At 48.8% G+C, this 16396-nt stretch carries 12 protein-coding genes; 5 read left to right on the forward strand and 7 right to left on the reverse strand.

The features are described 5' to 3' along the window. Positions 1-34: 34 nt before the first annotated feature. The 4 genes from hofC to nadC all read right to left on the reverse strand — a co-directional run bounded on the left by hofC (position 35) and on the right by nadC (position 4152). Positions 35-1228: a protein transport protein HofC gene (hofC, locus tag M988_RS03655; RefSeq protein WP_064572873.1), complete on the reverse strand. Its 1194-nt coding sequence runs from the start codon at positions 1226-1228 to the stop codon at positions 35-37. Next, the gene (gspE, locus tag M988_RS03660; protein ID WP_064572875.1) at positions 1229-2617 is read right to left on the reverse strand and encodes a type II secretion system protein GspE; all 1389 of its coding nucleotides are present in this window, start codon (positions 2615-2617) and stop codon (positions 1229-1231) included. Beyond that, complete coding sequence (gene ppdD / locus M988_RS03665) at positions 2614-3096, reverse strand: prepilin peptidase-dependent pilin (RefSeq protein ID WP_064572877.1); 483 nt, start codon at positions 3094-3096, stop codon at positions 2614-2616. Before ppdD ends, gspE begins: the two co-directional genes overlap by 4 nt. Before the next feature lie 165 nt (positions 3097-3261). Next, complete coding sequence (gene nadC / locus M988_RS03670; RefSeq protein WP_008814582.1) at positions 3262-4152, reverse strand: carboxylating nicotinate-nucleotide diphosphorylase; 891 nt, start codon at positions 4150-4152, stop codon at positions 3262-3264. 142 nt (positions 4153-4294) lie between these two features. On the opposite strand from nadC, the gene ampD reads away from it, so the two are divergent. Both ampD and ampE read left to right on the forward strand, forming a co-directional pair. After that, positions 4295-4852, forward strand: coding sequence for a 1,6-anhydro-N-acetylmuramyl-L-alanine amidase AmpD (ampD, locus tag M988_RS03675; RefSeq protein WP_039190156.1), 558 nt, complete (start codon positions 4295-4297; stop codon positions 4850-4852). 20 nt (positions 4853-4872) lie between these two features. Further along, complete coding sequence (gene ampE, locus M988_RS03680) at positions 4873-5727, forward strand: beta-lactamase regulator AmpE (protein WP_064572880.1); 855 nt, start codon at positions 4873-4875, stop codon at positions 5725-5727. Positions 5728-5837: 110 nt separating this feature from the next. Here ampE and M988_RS03685 read toward each other — a convergent pair whose 3' ends face one another. The 3 genes from M988_RS03685 to M988_RS03695 form a co-directional block, all read right to left on the reverse strand. After that, on the reverse strand, positions 5838-6788 hold the full coding sequence (locus tag M988_RS03685; protein ID WP_064572882.1) for a glycoside hydrolase family 43 protein: 951 nt from the start codon (positions 6786-6788) through the stop codon (positions 5838-5840). Between the two features lie 50 nt (positions 6789-6838). Beyond that, positions 6839-8242 carry a glycoside-pentoside-hexuronide (GPH):cation symporter gene (locus M988_RS03690; protein ID WP_064572884.1) on the reverse strand — a complete coding sequence of 468 codons (1404 nt, stop codon included), beginning with the start codon at positions 8240-8242 and terminating at the stop codon, positions 6839-6841. 221 nt (positions 8243-8463) lie between these two features. Next, positions 8464-9861, reverse strand: coding sequence for an amino acid permease (locus tag M988_RS03695; protein WP_039190149.1), 1398 nt, complete (start codon positions 9859-9861; stop codon positions 8464-8466). Positions 9862-10737: 876 nt separating this feature from the next. Between M988_RS03695 and pdhR the strand changes: the two genes are divergently transcribed. From pdhR to aceF, 3 genes are all read left to right on the forward strand, one after another. Continuing rightward, entirely contained in the window at positions 10738-11502 is a 765-nt protein-coding gene (gene pdhR, locus M988_RS03700) for a pyruvate dehydrogenase complex transcriptional repressor PdhR (protein WP_004094492.1), read from the forward strand. Between the two features lie 160 nt (positions 11503-11662). Continuing rightward, complete coding sequence (aceE, locus tag M988_RS03705) at positions 11663-14326, forward strand: pyruvate dehydrogenase (acetyl-transferring), homodimeric type (RefSeq protein WP_008814576.1); 2664 nt, start codon at positions 11663-11665, stop codon at positions 14324-14326. Between the two features lie 13 nt (positions 14327-14339). Further along, entirely contained in the window at positions 14340-16226 is a 1887-nt protein-coding gene (aceF, locus tag M988_RS03710; protein WP_064572889.1) for a pyruvate dehydrogenase complex dihydrolipoyllysine-residue acetyltransferase, read from the forward strand. The last annotated feature ends 170 nt before the right edge of the window (positions 16227-16396 follow it).

Consider the following 16396-nt stretch of genomic DNA (forward strand, 5'->3'; position numbering starts at 1 on the left):
TTCGGTTTATTCAGGATGGCTGTTTTTATTTGGGCTACATGATTCCGCCTAACTGGAAAATAGGTAGATACATTGCCAAAACCAGTCCACCAACGATAACTCCCATCACCGTCATCATTATTGGTTCAATCATCTGCGATAGCGTATCGCTCAGGCTATTTGCTTGATATTGATAATGCTGTGCTAAACGCGACATCATTTGGTCGAGCCTACCTGACTCTTCACCGACTCGTATTAGCTGAAAACACAGCGATGGAAATACGCTCTGCTGCTTTATCGCTAAGCTAAGCGCCTCTCCCTGATGCAAATTTTCAATTACCGCTTCGACGGCCAACCTAAAGATAGGGTTCTGCTGCGCCTGCGCTGCATTCTCTAACCCTTTCAGCAAAGGCAATCCTGCTTGTTGGGTCATGGCAAGGCTATAAAACAGCTGGCTGAGATTAGCCATCGTGATCAGCCGGCCAATGATAGGTAAATGCAGCAGGGAGCGCTGGATCCGAATTCTTAGCTGAACTGAACGCCGGTAGCGATATGTCGATATGAGAGCGATAGAGAGGAGAAGGCCAATAAACAGCGGTGCATGATGGATAAGTGTCTCAGAACAGGCCATCAATAGACGGGTAAAATGAGGCAGTGGCGCATTAAAATTTTTATACAGTTCGGCAAACTGAGGGAGAACCCAAACTAGCATGATTGCAATGACGATTACCGTAACGCTTAACAATAATGCGGGATAGCGTAGCGCTTTGACAATTTTAGCTTTGAGCTCGACCTGGCGCTTTTGCTGTTCAGATAATGCCAAACAGCTTTCATCCAACCTTCCTGTGAGTTCTGCGGTCGCAATGGTCTTTCCATAGACGGGGGGAAAGATGCTGGAGTAGTCCATCATGGCTTCCGACAGAGGAATGCCGTTATTGATTTGGCTAGCTAAACGTTGCAACAAACATTGCCAATGGCGCAATGGATGGTCCTCTGCCAGTAACGTTAGACACTTTGCCAAAGGTAATCCGGCATGTAGCAGGGTCGCTAACTGTTCAATATAGCGAATACGATCGTTATTTTTCCACGTCAAAGAACGGAAATGATATTGCTGCTGCAATTTTAGCGGTGATAATCCCTGTGCATGCAGTTGAGCAAGAGCCTGATCTTTGTGTTCTGCCAGAGAGAGACCTTTTTGTAATTGCTGTTGAGCATCTAATGCTAACCAAGCATAGAGAGTGTAATTCATCTATTTTTCACCAAAATGGCCGCCAAGGACTCGGATAATTTCAGAAAGCGTCGTTTTCCCTCGGTGGGCTAACTGGAGCCCAGAATCCCACAGTGAAATACTGCCCTGACGCTGTGCTAGCGTCTGTATTTGCATTGCGGATGCTTGAGCTAACACCGCTTGTTGAATTGTGCTGGATATCGGTAAAACTTCATACACCGCCCTACGGCCATAATAGCCGTTGAAACAATGTTCGCAGCCAACGGCGCGCCAATGGTGAAATTCATCCTGCGGCCATCCTTCCGGAATGAGTGTCTGCGGGGAGTGGTCTAATTGGCGACAGTGCAAGCACAGCTTGCGGACTAATCTCTGGGCAATCACGAGGCTAAGGCTGGCTGCGATAAGATAGGGTGCGACGCCGAGCTGTGATAGACGGACTAGCGTTTCGCAGGCTGAGTTAGTGTGCAGCGTAGATAACACCAGATGGCCCGTTTGTGCAGCATTCACCGCGATATTAGCGGTTTCGGCATCGCGGATTTCACCAATCATGATGATGTCTGGATCTTGGCGTAGAAGGGCGCGCAGAACCGCGGTGAAATCTAGCATCGCCTTGGAATTAATTGCGGTTTGATTAACGCTCTCCAAGGGGGATTCTATCGGATCTTCAACGCTGCAAATATTGATCTCAGACGATCGTAGAGAGTTAAGGCTGCTATACAGCGTGGCCGTTTTACCACTGCCTGTTGGTCCGGTGACTAAAATAAGCCCCTGCGGTTTTTCTAAAGCCTGTTTAAAACTGCGTAGTGCATCGGGCTCGAAGCCTAAGCTATCCAGTTCAAAAGGCTGAGCGCCTTCCTGCACTTGCCGTAATACCACCTTTTCCCCGAGGCGGGTTGGCAGGGTTGAAATACGAAAGGTGACGTTTTGCGTATTTATCGTGGCTGATAACTGCCCATCCTGCGGCAGACGACGTTCCGCTATGTCCAGCTCAGCCATCACTTTTAGCCGAGGAATTATACGTAGCGTTTCGGCCCCGCTTGCGATGGGGAGCTCTTGCAAAACGCCGTCAATACGCAATCGAACGCTTAAACCGCGGGCGTTTGGCTCTAAGTGGATATCAGAGGCTCTGCGCTTAACCGCCTGCGTTAGAATATGTTCGAGTCGTTGCATGACTCTGGAGTCATCTTCAGTAGGACCCGAGGGGGCCGTATGATTTTGAATGGCAGACTCTAACTGTGCAGGGCTCCAGCTGTGCCAAACGACAGATTTTCCCGTCGCAAACTTGATGGCATCTGTCAATTTGCTGGGGGCGTTGGTATCACGTCCAGCAATTTGAATCGTTTGCATATCTTCGCTAATCACCACACAACCAAACTGCTGGCATAGCTGTTCATGACGCGTGGGGGTCATTGACTATCTCCCACCGACGGAAAGCGTAGGACCTGTTCGCAGGCGGTAGTCAACGACGCATTGCCGCCGGAAACCTGACAGTTTTTTTGCCAGTTAAGATCGCCCGTAGAGCTATCTAGCTTTGGTGTAAGTGTTGCGGTTAGTCCTTGTAGTGCCTGCAATCCGATTGCAGCAATCGTTCCTTGAGAAACATTAAGGCTACTCACATAAGTGGTGCTTTTATTGGGTGGGATCCCGTTGGCACCAATATTACATTCAGTGAGACTCCCTTGTTCAAGCGCACATAATTCTACGGCGGTTTTATAGGGCATCATGGCTTGTAGCATGTCGGTCATCGCCGCTTTTTGGATGTAGCTTTGATAGGCCGGTATCCCGACTGCGCTGAGGATGGCAATAATGGCAATAACAACCATTAATTCGATTAGCGTAAATCCACTTTGTTGGTTGAAGTTGAGTATCGTTGTTGGGGCATTGTTCATGAGATATCTCCGCTGATGGATGCGGCGCAGCATGCAATGAACGGATGCGGTTACCAAGCGGTGTATCGCAAGATTGGAAAGGGGCTTGATGAGGGATTAATGAATGTTGCAATGTTACCCGCCTTAGTGCGAAGCCTCTCGCAATATGGCGGGGTGAAAATGAAGCTACTGGAAGCGCATAGAAAGATCGAGTGCGCGAATATGTTTGGTTAACGCGCCGACGGAAATGAAATCGACACCGGTTTCTGCAAACTCACGCAGGGTTTCATCGGTTACATTGCCCGAAACCTCCAGAAGTGCCCGTTCGCCGGTCAGCGCAACGCCTTCGCGCATCATGTCGGTGGTGAAATTATCCAGCATGATGATGTCTGCGCCTGCGTCTAGCGCTTCTTTCAGTTCATCGATGGATTCAACTTCCACTTCGACCGGCACATCCGTATGCATCCAGAATGCCTGTTCGACCGCTTTTTTGATGGAGCCTGCCGCAATGATGTGGTTCTCTTTAATTAAGAATGCATCAGACAGGCCTAAACGATGGTTGCTACCGCCGCCGCATAGCACCGCATATTTGAGTGCGGTACGCATGCCAGGAATGGTTTTTCTGGTATCCAACAAACGCGTTTTAGTCCCAGCCAGAATTTGCACGTAGTGATTTACCGTTGTAGATACGCCACTCAGCGTTTGTAAAAAGTTTAACGCGGTGCGTTCGCCTGTGAGCAAGATTCGTGCGGGCCCAGTGAGTTTACAAAGGCATTGATTTGGCACTAAAGCGTCACCATCTTTTACCTGCCATTCAACGGTGACTTTGTGCCCGAGCTGAAGAAAAACCTCTTCCAGCCAGCGCACGCCGCAAAAAATGCCGGCTTCACGCGTAATGATCGTTGCGGTGGCCTGTTTATCACTTGGCAGCAACTGAGCGGAGATATCACGATCAGCATCCACTTCGCCACCGAGATCTTCGCGTAAGGCGTTAGAGACAGAGTAAGGAATATCGTTTTCAATACGTTCTAACAACTCGGCTCGGCGCGCATCGGCACTGTAGCGACGTGTCGGCATAATAAAAACTCCGAAAGTAGCAGAAGATGGCCTAAGGCCCATAGGCTTAGACTGTTGATATAGGTCCAAGTATAAAGAATAATCATGCTACTCTGTTGCTGGTATCGATGTAAATCAACGCAGTCAGGAGTATCTGTAATAAATGCGATTAGAAGACGGCTGGATTGTAGGAGTCGAGCGCGTACCCTCTCCTCATTTTGATGACCGCCCAGATGGTGAAGAACCGTCACTGTTAGTGGTGCACAATATTAGCCTCCCACCGGGAGAGTTTGGCGGCCCTTATATTAGCCAGCTATTTACGGGGACTTTGCGGGCGGAAGATCACTCTTTCTTTGCTGAAATTCAGCATTTACGAGTATCGGCTCATTGCCTGATTCGTCGTGATGGCCAAATTATTCAATATGTGCCGTTTAATCGCCGCGCATGGCATGCTGGCGTCTCTCGTTTTGAAGGTCGTGAGCGTTGTAACGATTTTTCAATCGGTATTGAATTGGAAGGAACGGACACTCAGCCATTCGAACCTGAGCAATACCGTAAGTTGGCAGAAATTAGCGCATTACTGATGAAAGAATATCCGATAACGCCCCAGCGAGTGACAGGACATAGTGATATTGCTCCGGGAAGAAAAACCGATCCCGGCCCTATGTTTTTCTGGGATGATTATCGTGAGATGTTAAGTCATTACACTAAAAATAAATAAAAAATAGGGAGTTAAGATTCATGACTCTGTTTTCGCTGTTATTGGTTTTGGCGTGGGAGCGTTTGTTTAAGCTCGGTCATCATTGGCAAATAGATCATCGTTTTGAGCCTTTGTTCCGTTTAGGTTCTGGTGTGTCATTAGCTAAAACGCTGTTGATGACTATCATTTGGATGGCGGTGGTCTTCGTGGTTTTGTGGGCAGCTCACGGTATGTTCTTTGGCGTGTTGTCCTTAGTCCTATGGATTATTATTGCGTTGTTTTGTATTGGTGCTGGGGAGATCCGCAAGCATTACCGCGCGTACCTAGTGGCGGCTCGTAAAGGTGATGAGCACGCGACCGATCAAATGGCGACCGAATTAGCTTTAATTCACGGTCTGCCTACAGATTGCACTCCTGATGTGCGTTTGCGTGAGTTACAGAATGCGCTGGTTTGGATTAATTTTCGGTTCTATTTAGCGCCGTTGTTCTGGTTTGTGGTCGCGGGGCCTTATGGTCCTGTCGCTTTAGCGGGTTATGCAATGCTGCGTGCTTATCAAACTTGGTTAACTCGTCAGGAATCCCCTTTATTACGGGCGCAATCCGGTGTGGATTTAGTGCTCCATTGGTTGGACTGGATTCCTGTGCGTTTGGCCGGAGTAACCTATGCGCTGTTAGGGCATGGTGAGAGAGCACTACCTGCATGGTTGGCTTCACTGGGTGATGTTCACACCTCTCAATATCAAGTCTTGACTAATTTAGCTCAGTTCTCTTTGGCGAGAGAGCCGCATTTAGACCCGATTAAAACACCGCGAGCGGCGGTGACTTTAGCACGGAAAATCACGATGGTATTGCTGGTGGTTGTGGCATTACTGACGATTTATGGGGCGCTGATGTAGGTAGTGTCAGGTTTCGTCCGCCTACGCTACTCGTTACATGGAAACACTCATGATAACTGGCGGACGAAACCTGTCGTAAATTCAGTATAGAGAAAGAACGAATGTGATTTTTACCTATTATCTGCTAGCGGTTCCCCAAACACCGGCATGCCTTTCTCATCCCAATGAAAAATTTTGATGCGAGTGTGGCGATTAGGATCATACAACGGATCGCCTTCAATCGCGGTGTAGTTGCGTGCGTGATAAACCAATACGTCTTGGCCCTCTTTAGTGCGCGTAAAACTATTATGCCCAGGGCCGAACTGACGATGGTGTCTGGCGGTGCTAAACACAGGTTTATCGACTTTATGCCATGCGCTAGCATCTAAAATATTGACACCTTCTTTGGCCCATAATAGCCCCATACAGTAGTTTTCGTCGGTGGCGCTAGCGGAGTAGGTGACAAAGATCTTATCACCGTGACGAATGACCGCAGGGCCTTCATTGACCCAGAATCCTTGAATTTCCCAGTCAAACTCGGGCTTTGTTAACATTACCGGATGGCCTTTGATCGACCATGGCGTTTCGAGCTCTGCGAGATAAAGGTTGGAGTTACCCCTAATATCGGGATCTTTCTGTGCCCAGAGATAATAGTGCTTTCCTTGGTACTCAAAGCTGGTGGCATCTAACGAAAACGTATCCAGCGGCGTGACGACTCTGCCTCGCTCGATCCACTTTCCATTTAGCGGATTTGGTTCATCACATGTGAGTGCAAACATGCGGTGCTGGAATAAGCCATCTTTGATTTCAGGGGAATGGGCGGCAGCAAAATAGATAACCCATTGTCCGTTGATGAAATGCAGTTCTGGAGCCCAAATGAGATGGCTCATCGGACCGCTTTCTGGTTTGCGCCATATTGTGGTGGGTTCGGCTTCTGCTAATTGCTCTAAGGTCTGAGCACGGCGGAGTTCTAAGCGATCGTATTCCGGTACCGAGGCAATAAAGTAATACCAGCCATCCTGATGCAAATGGATATAGGGATCGGCTCGTTGCTCAATGAGTGGATTGGGAAAAGTCGTCATCTCTAGCTCCGTTATAGTTATTTCGCTATATCAATTGATATTTCAATGAATTAGATGGTGTTTGGTTTTGCCTGCTTGGCATCGATGAGTTCATTCAGCTCATGATAATTTTCACGACGCTTGGCCAAGTCGCTCTGGATTTTAATCATCATTGCGCGATCGACTTTCAGTAAGCGAACCACTCCGGCGGTAATCAAGTAACCCACACCGGGGATGACGGTAAACAGCAAGATAATCCCACCGATAGCGGTTTCACTCTGATGTGCTGCACCGGCGTCGTAACCGTATGCAGAAAGCAAGAACCCCACCATTGCGCCAGCGACAGCTAATCCGACTTTCAGGAAGAACAGATTACCGGAGAAACTAATACCGGTGCTGCGCTTACCCGTTTTCCATTCTCCGTAGTCATCGACGTCGGCCATCAGCGACCAATGTAGAGGCGAAGGTAATTGATGCAGAATATTGAGTAAGAAATAGAGTACCAAAACCAGCGTTGTGGCGTGTGGGTTTACCCAATAGAAGCTACAGGAGAAAATGGCTAGCACGATATTGGTCCAGAAGAAGACCTTGAGTTTACAGAAGCGGTCGGTTAGCGGTTTTGCTAGGGCGCTGCCGAACATCATGCCAATAACACCAAGGCTGATAAACATTGTGGCGAAGTGGGTGCTTTTTTCCATCACCCACACCACGTAATACATGGTTGCCGCCATACGAATAAAACCAGGGCAGACGTTGCAAAATGTGAGCAATAAAATACGTACCCACTGATCGTTTTTCCACACGTCACGCAAATCCTGTTTGAGTGCATCGTTGCTGGGAACCGCAGGTTTAATTCGTTCACGTACCGTGGCAAAGCAAAACAGGAACATACACAGGCCAATCAGCGCTAATACCCCCATCGCCATTTGATAGCCTTTGGCTTTGTCCTCACCACCAAACCAGTCAGCCATTGGCAATAGGGTTGAGGAGAGGATCAGCGTAGCGACGCCAACCATGATAAAGCGATAGGATTGACAGGAAACGCGCTCTTTAGGATCGGCGGTAATGACGCCGCCCAGCGAACAATAGGGAATATTAATTGCGGTATAGGTGAGGGACATAAGAAAGTAAGTTGCAAAAGCGTAGATAACCTTGCTGTTGTATGTCCACTCTGGGGTGGTAAACATCAGTACGCTAAAAATGACGTAAGGGAATGATATCCACAGCAGGTAAGGACGAAAACGCCCCCATCGAGTTTGGGTTCGATCGGCTATCGCGCCCATAATCGGATCGGTTACCGCATCCAGTACGCGTACCGAAAGCAGTAGCACCCCCACTAATGCTGGAGTTAAGCCAAAGACGTCGGTATAGAAATAGCTCAGGAACATCATGATCGCGCCACCGATCATGTTGCAGCCAGCGTCTCCCATTCCGTACCCGATTTTTTCTGTTATCGAGAGTTTGTTTTCGTTCATGGCTAGCTTCCTCATATAGAAAATTTTTAGCTATCTTAATGAGGATTATGTGCTTACGAGGCTTGATTCTATGGGTAAAGGTTTAGCTGGCGAGATGGATTAATGTGCTACTGGATTGGAATTGTGAGCAGGGTAACAATTTGGCGATAGGGGGCGGAAACGTCTTACTGGAAAAACAAAGCCTCCGATTTGCGGAGGCTTTGTTTGATTCATTACTCAAGCTAAGAGTGACTGGATACGCTTTGAGCGTTGCGCTGGTTACGCTGTTTTATCGCATAACCAATACCCAGAATAATTAGCCAAACGGGAATTAACAGAACGGAAATCTGAATTCCTGGCGTGAAATACATGATAACGAGGATGGCGCAGAGGAACGCCAAGCATAGGTAGTTGCCAAATGGATACCAGAAGGCCTGAAACTTAGGTACTACGCCCTCACGATTTTTGGCCGCACGGAAACGAAGGTGCGCCAGACTGATCATCGCCCAGTTGATGACCAGAGCAGAAACCACCAGAGCCATGAGGAGTTCGAAGGCTTTCCCCGGCATTACGTAGTTGATCAGCACGCACAGTAACGTTGCCGCCGCAGACAAACCAATGGCAACCACGGGTACGCCACGGGCATCCACTTTCAGCAGCGCTTTAGGGCCGTTGCCTTGCTTAGCCAGACCGAACAGCATACGGCTGTTGCAATAGACACAACTGTTATAAACAGACAGTGCCGCGGTAAGAACAACAATGTTCAGGATGGTAGCAACCACGTTGCTGTCCAATTCGTGGAAAATCATTACAAATGGGCTTCCGCCTTCGACCACTTTGCCCCAAGGGTAGAGTGACAGCAGAATAGACAAGGAACCAATGTAGAAAATCAAGATACGATAGATAACCTGATTGGTCGCTTTTGGAATACTTTTCTCTGGATTATCAGCTTCAGCGGCGGTGATCCCGACCAGCTCTAGACCACCAAAGGAGAACATGATCACCGCCATGGCCATGACGAGTCCCATGATACCGTTCGGGAAGAAGCCGCCTTGTTCCCACAGATTGGTCACAGTTGCTTCTGGCCCCGCATGGCCGCTGAGTAACAGCCATGCACCGAAGACGATCATGCCGATAATTGCCACGACTTTAATGATGGCGAACCAGAATTCCATTTCACCATACACTTTGACGTTGGCAAGGTTAATGGCATTAATGGCAAGGAAGAAGACCGCAGCGGAGACCCAGGTGGGAATATCAGGGAACCAGTATTGGACATAAATACCGACAGCAGTAAGTTCAGCCATCGCGACTAAAACGTAGAGCACCCAATAGTTCCAGCCGGAAGCAAACCCCGCGAAGTTACCCCAATATTTATAGGCAAAGTGGCTAAAAGAACCTGCTACTGGCTCTTCAACGACCATTTCACCTAATTGGCGCATGATTAAGAAGGCGATGAAGCCTCCAATTGCGTAACCCAGAATAACGGATGGGCCAGCCATTTTGATGGTTTGCGCGATACCTAAAAATAGCCCGGTGCCGATAGCACCACCCAGTGCAATGAGCTGAATATGGCGATTTTTCAATCCCCTTTTCAGTTGGTCACCCTGCGGCTGAGCGCGATGTTGCTGGTCACTCATGTCTCTTATCCTCTAAATACGCCAGCCGATATTCACTTCTGGCTCACCGTTGCTGTCATTTGTAATAATTAAAATACGAAGTGTGTAATTTATTGTTTACAACAGGCATCCGATAGATTTGTCTCATCGGCTACCAATGGATGGAGAATAATGATAAGCGAAAGAAAATGCACCAAATTTATAATGCCAAACGCCGATACAGATCACATCAATGGTTCGATGCACTTTTGCATGAGCAGTAAGAAGAATTGAGCATTGTTTATAAAATAGACGCTTTAGAGGAAATCGGCGAAGTAACCGAAAAAAGACTTAAATTTTACAAAAAAAAAGTGCCGACTCGAGGTATACCTTAAGCCAAGGAGGGGAGTTGCCAATTGATTGGATCTTATCCAATACCATTCGACGGTTTCTAAATGATGTTATCTCCCTCAGCCTTCTTTACTTAATTTTACCTATCGCTCGTAACATATTTATCTTCAAGGAATTAGCATCAATGATGCCAACCCAAACCAAATAAAAATGCATGATAATGAATTTATATGCAGTTTTCATGCAGCTTTAACGCTTCAGCTTGGGTGTGTTTAGGTTTCAATAAAGTTAAAATACCCTTAGGGCTAGTAAATGGTATTACCACGTTACAGTTATAGTATTGCTGTGTTGTTTGAGTGACTTTGTTAAAAAATGCTCGCTTTCATGATTTCAATCAAAGCCTGTATGGACAGCAGGTGAATACTTTGTTACTTTAGCGTCACGTTTTTGAAATTGGTATTACCAATTGACTTTGCGCCACTCGCAGAGATTTTAAGCGGCTTGCGAATACTCAAAACAAGAGAACGCCAATAAAGAAGAAGCACTCGCAGAGAAGATAAGAGCGACATGGCCTACAGCAAAATTCGTCAACCTAAATTATCAGATGTCATCGAACAGCAACTGGAATATCTGATTCTGGAAGGCACTCTGCGTCCCGGAGAGAAACTTCTTCCTGAGCGTGAGCTGGCGAAACAGTTTGATGTGTCTCGACCTTCATTAAGAGAGGCGATACAGCGCCTAGAAGCAAAAGGATTGCTGTTGCGTCGTCAGGGAGGCGGTACCTTCGTTCAAACAAACCTCTGGCAGAGCTTCAGCGATCCGTTAGCTGAACTGCTGGCAGACCATCCAGAATCACAATTCGATTTACTTGAAACTCGTCATGCGCTGGAAGGTATTGCGGCTTATTACGCAGCACTGCGTGGCACAGACGAAGATTTCACCCGCATTCGCGCGTGCCATGTGGTTATCCAAGAGGCGCAGCAGAGCGGCGATTTAGACGCCGAAGCCGATGCGGTTATGCAGTATCAGGTCGCAGTGACCGAAGCTGCACACAACGTGGTTCTTTTGCATTTGCTGCGCTGCATGGCGCCCATGCTGGAACAAAACGTTAAACAGAACTTTGAGTTGCTTTACTCACGCCGTGAAATGTTGGCAAAGGTAAACGACCATCGTGCCAGCATTTTTGAGGCGATAGTGGCCCGTGAGCCAGAGAAAGCTCGCGAAGCATCACACCGCCATCTGGCATTTATTGAGGATATTTTGCTGGAGCTTAATCGAGAGCACAGCCGCCGTGAGCGGTCATTGCGTCGACTCCAGCAACGCAAGGATTAAAAACGGATTATGAGAGCTTAGCCCTCTGATAGTCCGTTTTATTGCAACACCACTAGGCAACTAAACCCTGATTGGGCCTGTCTTCGTGTTTTTTCCTACATGAAGAAAACACACGAAGACAGGCTCCTGACAAACCATTAGACAGATAAGGAATACCACCATGTCAGAACGTTTAAACAATGACGTGGACCCGATCGAAACCCGCGACTGGCTGCAGGCGATCGAATCGGTCATCCGTGAAGAAGGTGTAGAGCGCGCTCAGTACCTGATTGATCAAGTATTGGGTGAAGCCCGTAAAGGTGGAGTCAATCTGCCTACCGGAGCGACCAGCCGCAACTACGTCAATACCATCGCGGTAGAAGACGAACCTGCGTACCCAGGTAACCTGGAGCTGGAACGCCGCATCCGTTCAGCGATTCGTTGGAACGCGATCATGACCGTTCTGCGTGCATCGAAAAAGGATCTGGAGCTGGGTGGCCACATGGCTTCTTTCCAGTCTTCCGCAACGGTATACGAAGTCTGCTTTAACCACTTCTTCCGCGCGCGTAACCAAAAAGACGGCGGCGATTTGGTTTACTTCCAGGGCCACATTTCTCCGGGCGTTTATGCTCGTGCCTTCCTTGAAGGTCGCCTGACTGAAGAACAGATGAATAACTTCCGTCAGGAAGTTCACGGTAAAGGCCTGTCCTCTTACCCGCATCCTAAATTGATGCCTGAATTCTGGCAGTTCCCAACCGTATCAATGGGCTTGGGCCCAATCGGTGCAATCTATCAAGCTAAATTCCTGAAATATCTGGAACACCGTGGCCTGAAAGATACTTCTGAACAAACCGTTTACGCTTTCTTGGGCGACGGTGAGATGGATGAGCCAGAATCTAAAGGTGCGATCACTATCGCAACTCGTGAAAAACTGGACAACCTGTGCTTCATCATCAACTGTAACCTGCAGCGCTTGGATGGCCCAGTCACCGGTAACGGCAAAATCGTTAACGAACTGGAAGGCATCTTCGCAGGCGCTGGCTGGAACGTGATCAAGGTTATCTGGGGCGGTCGTTGGGATGAGCTGCTGCGTAAAGACACCAGCGGTAAACTGATCCAACTGATGAACGAAACGCTGGACGGTGACTACCAGACCTTCAAATCCAAAGATGGCGCTTATGTTCGTGAGCACTTCTTCGGTCGTTACCCTGAAACCGCCGCTCTGGTTAAAGACATGAGCGATGACGAGATCTGGGCATTGAACCGTGGTGGTCACGATCCTAAGAAAGTCTACGCAGCACTGAAAAAAGCGAAAGAAACCAAAGGTCAAGCGACGGTTATTCTGGCTCACACCGTTAAAGGTTACGGCATGGGTGACACCGCTGAAGGTAAAAACATCGCTCACCAGGTTAAGAAAATGAACATGGACGGCGTGCGCCAGTTCCGTGATCGTTTCAACGTGCCAGTTGCTGATGCTGATATCGAAAAACTGCCATACGTTACCTTCGATAAAGATTCTGAAGAGTCCAAGTACCTGCACGAGCGTCGTCAGGCGCTGCAAGGTTACCTGCCAACGCGTCTGACTCACTTCACCGAGAAACTGGAAATGCCTGCTCTGTCAGACTTCGGTTCTCTGTTGGAAGAGCAGAACAAAGAAATTTCTACCACCATCGCTTTCGTTCGTGCCCTGAACGTGATGCTGAAGAACAAGTCGATCAAAGATCGTCTGGTTCCAATCATCGCCGATGAAGCGCGTACCTTTGGTATGGAAGGCCTGTTCCGTCAGATCGGTATCTACAGCCCGAACGGTCAGCAGTATACGCCTCAGGACCGTGAGCAGGTTGCTTACTATAAAGAAGACGAAAAAGGTCAGATCCTGCAGGAAGGTATCAACGAACTGGGTGCAGCATCATCTTGGCTGGCGGCGGCAACGTCTTACAGCACCAACGATCTGCCAATGATTCCGTTCTACATCTACTACTCCATGTTTGGTTTCCAGCGTATCGGCGACCTGTGCTGGGCAGCGGGTGACCAGCAGGCTCGTGGCTTCCTGATCGGCGGGACTTCAGGTCGTACAACCCTGAACGGTGAAGGTTTGCAGCATGAAGATGGCCATAGCCATATTCAGTCTCTGACTATCCCTAACTGTATTTCTTACGATCCAGCATACGCTTACGAAGTTGCAGTCATCATGCATGACGGCTTGGAGCGCATGTACGGCGAAGCGCAAGAAAACGTTTACTACTATATCACTACGCTGAACGAAAACTACCACATGCCGGCAATGCCGCAGGGTGCAGAAGAAGGTATCCGTAAAGGTATCTACAAACTGGAAACTCTGGAAGGTAGCAAAGGTAAGGTTCAACTGCTGGGTTCAGGTTCTATCCTGCGTCACGTACGTGAAGCGGCTAAGATCTTGGCTGAAGAGTACGGCGTGGGTTCTGACACCTACAGCGTAACATCCTTCACCGAATTGGCTCGTGATGGTCAGGACTGTGAGCGTTGGAATATGCTGCACCCAACCGAAACTCCACGCGTACCGTACATCGCTCAAGTGATGAACGATGCTCCAGCGGTTGCGTCTACCGACTACATGAAGCTGTTCGCTGAACAGGTTCGTACTTACGTTCCAGCCAGCGATTATCGCGTACTGGGTACTGACGGCTTTGGTCGTTCAGACAGCCGCGAAAACCTGCGTCACCACTTTGAAGTTGATGCTTCTTACGTTGTGGTTGCTGCACTGGGTGAATTGGCTAAACGCGGTGAAATCGAAGCATCTGTTGTTGCTGATGCCATTAAGAAATTCGATATCAACCCAGAAAAAGTTAACCCGCGTCTGGCATAAGAGGTACAGAAGAATGTCTATCGAAATTAATGTACCGGACATCGGTGCTGATGAAGTTGAAGTCACCGAAGTGATGGTGAAAGTGGGCGATAAAGTGGAAGCAGAACAGTCTTTGATCACCGTTGAAGGTGACAAGGCTTCCATGGAAGTCCCATCGCCGCAGGCCGGTGTGGTTAAAGAAATCAAAGTTTCCGTGGGCGATAAAGTCGAAACCGGCAAACTGATCATGATCTTTGAAGCCGAGGGTGCAGCCGCTGCTGCGCCAGCTAAAGCGGAAGAGAAATCAGCTGCACCAGCTCCGGCGGCTGCCGCTGCGGCAAAAGATGTTGAAGTTCCAGACATCGGCGCTGACGAAGTTGAAGTCACCGAAGTGATGGTGAAAGTCGGTGATACCGTTGAAGCAGAACAGTCTCTAATCACCGTAGAAGGCGATAAAGCCTCTATGGAAGTGCCAGCTCCATTTGCGGGCGTGGTTAAAGAGATCAAGATTGCCACCGGCGATAAAGTGAAAACGGGTTCTCTGATTATGGTCTTTGAAGTGGCCGGCGCTGCGCCTGCGACTTCTGCCCCTGCTCAGGCTGCGGCACCTGCAGCTTCAGCTGGCGCATCAGCGGTTAAAGACGTCGAAGTTCCAGATATCGGCGGCGACGAAGTTGAAGTGACTGAAGTGATGGTGAAAGTCGGCGATAAAGTTGCCGCTGAGCAGTCACTGATCACCGTAGAAGGCGATAAAGCCTCTATGGAAGTCCCAGCTCCGTTTGCGGGCGTGGTCAAAGAGATCAAGATTGCGACCGGCGACAAAGTGAAAACCGGCTCGCTTATCATGACCTTTGAAGTGGAAGGCGCGGCACCCGCAGCCGCGACGTCTACCAACACCGCTGCGAAACAGGAATCTGCTCCAGCTAAACAGGAACAGAAAGCTGCGCCAGCTTCAGCCGCTAAAGCTGAATCTAAAGGCGAGTTTACTGAGAACGACGCTTATGTCCACGCAACACCGGTTATCCGTCGCTTAGCGCGTGAATTTGGTGTGAATCTGGCGAAAGTTAAAGGTTCTGGCCGTAAAGGTCGTATCCTGCGCGAAGACGTTCAGGCGTACGTGAAAGACGCGGTTAAACGTGCTGAATCTGCACCTGCTGCTGCAACCGGCGGCGGTCTGCCAGGCATGCTGCCATGGCCGAAAGTGGACTTCAGCAAGTTTGGTGAAATCGAAGAAGTGGAAATGGGGCGTATCCAGAAAATTTCTGGTGCTAACCTGAGCCGTAACTGGGTCATGATCCCGCACGTTACGCACTTCGACAAAACTGATATCACCGATCTGGAAGCGTTCCGCAAGCAGCAGAACGAGGAAGCCGCTAAGCGTAAGCTGGACGTGAAATTCACCCCAGTTGTGTTCATCATGAAAGCCGTGGCGGCAGCGCTTGAGCAGATGCCACGTTTCAACAGCTCTCTGTCTGAAGATGGTCAGAAGCTGACGCTGAAAAAATACATCAACATCGGTGTTGCTGTTGATACGCCAAATGGTCTTGTTGTTCCAGTCTTCAAAGATGTGAACAAGAAGAGCATCACTGAACTGTCTCGCGAACTGATGGCCATTTCTAAGAAAGCGCGTGACGGTAAGCTGACCGCGGGCGAAATGCAGGGCGGCTGCTTCACCATCTCCAGCCTTGGTGGTATCGGGACGACTCACTTCGCGCCAATCGTTAACGCGCCTGAAGTGGCTATTCTGGGTGTATCCAAGTCTGCGATGGAACCGGTTTGGAATGGTAAAGAGTTCACTCCGCGTCTGATGATGCCAATGTCTCTTTCCTTCGACCACCGCGTGATTGACGGTGCTGATGGTGCTCGCTTTATCACCATCATCAATAACATGCTGTCAGACATTCGTCGCCTAGTGATGTAACCCCAAAAGCCGGCCAAACGGCCGGCTTTTTTCTTCAAGTGCGCCAATGCTGGTGCTAATACGGTTCAGCATTGGATAGTGAGACTTTCGTCACCCGATCAAAGCTTTACAGAATTGTTAACATTTTTGTAAACTATGGGCAGTACGAGCGTCCCGGTGGTCGATGGGCG

Source organism: Hafnia paralvei ATCC 29927, from assembly GCF_001655005.1.
GTDB lineage: Bacteria > Pseudomonadota > Gammaproteobacteria > Enterobacterales > Enterobacteriaceae > Hafnia > Hafnia paralvei.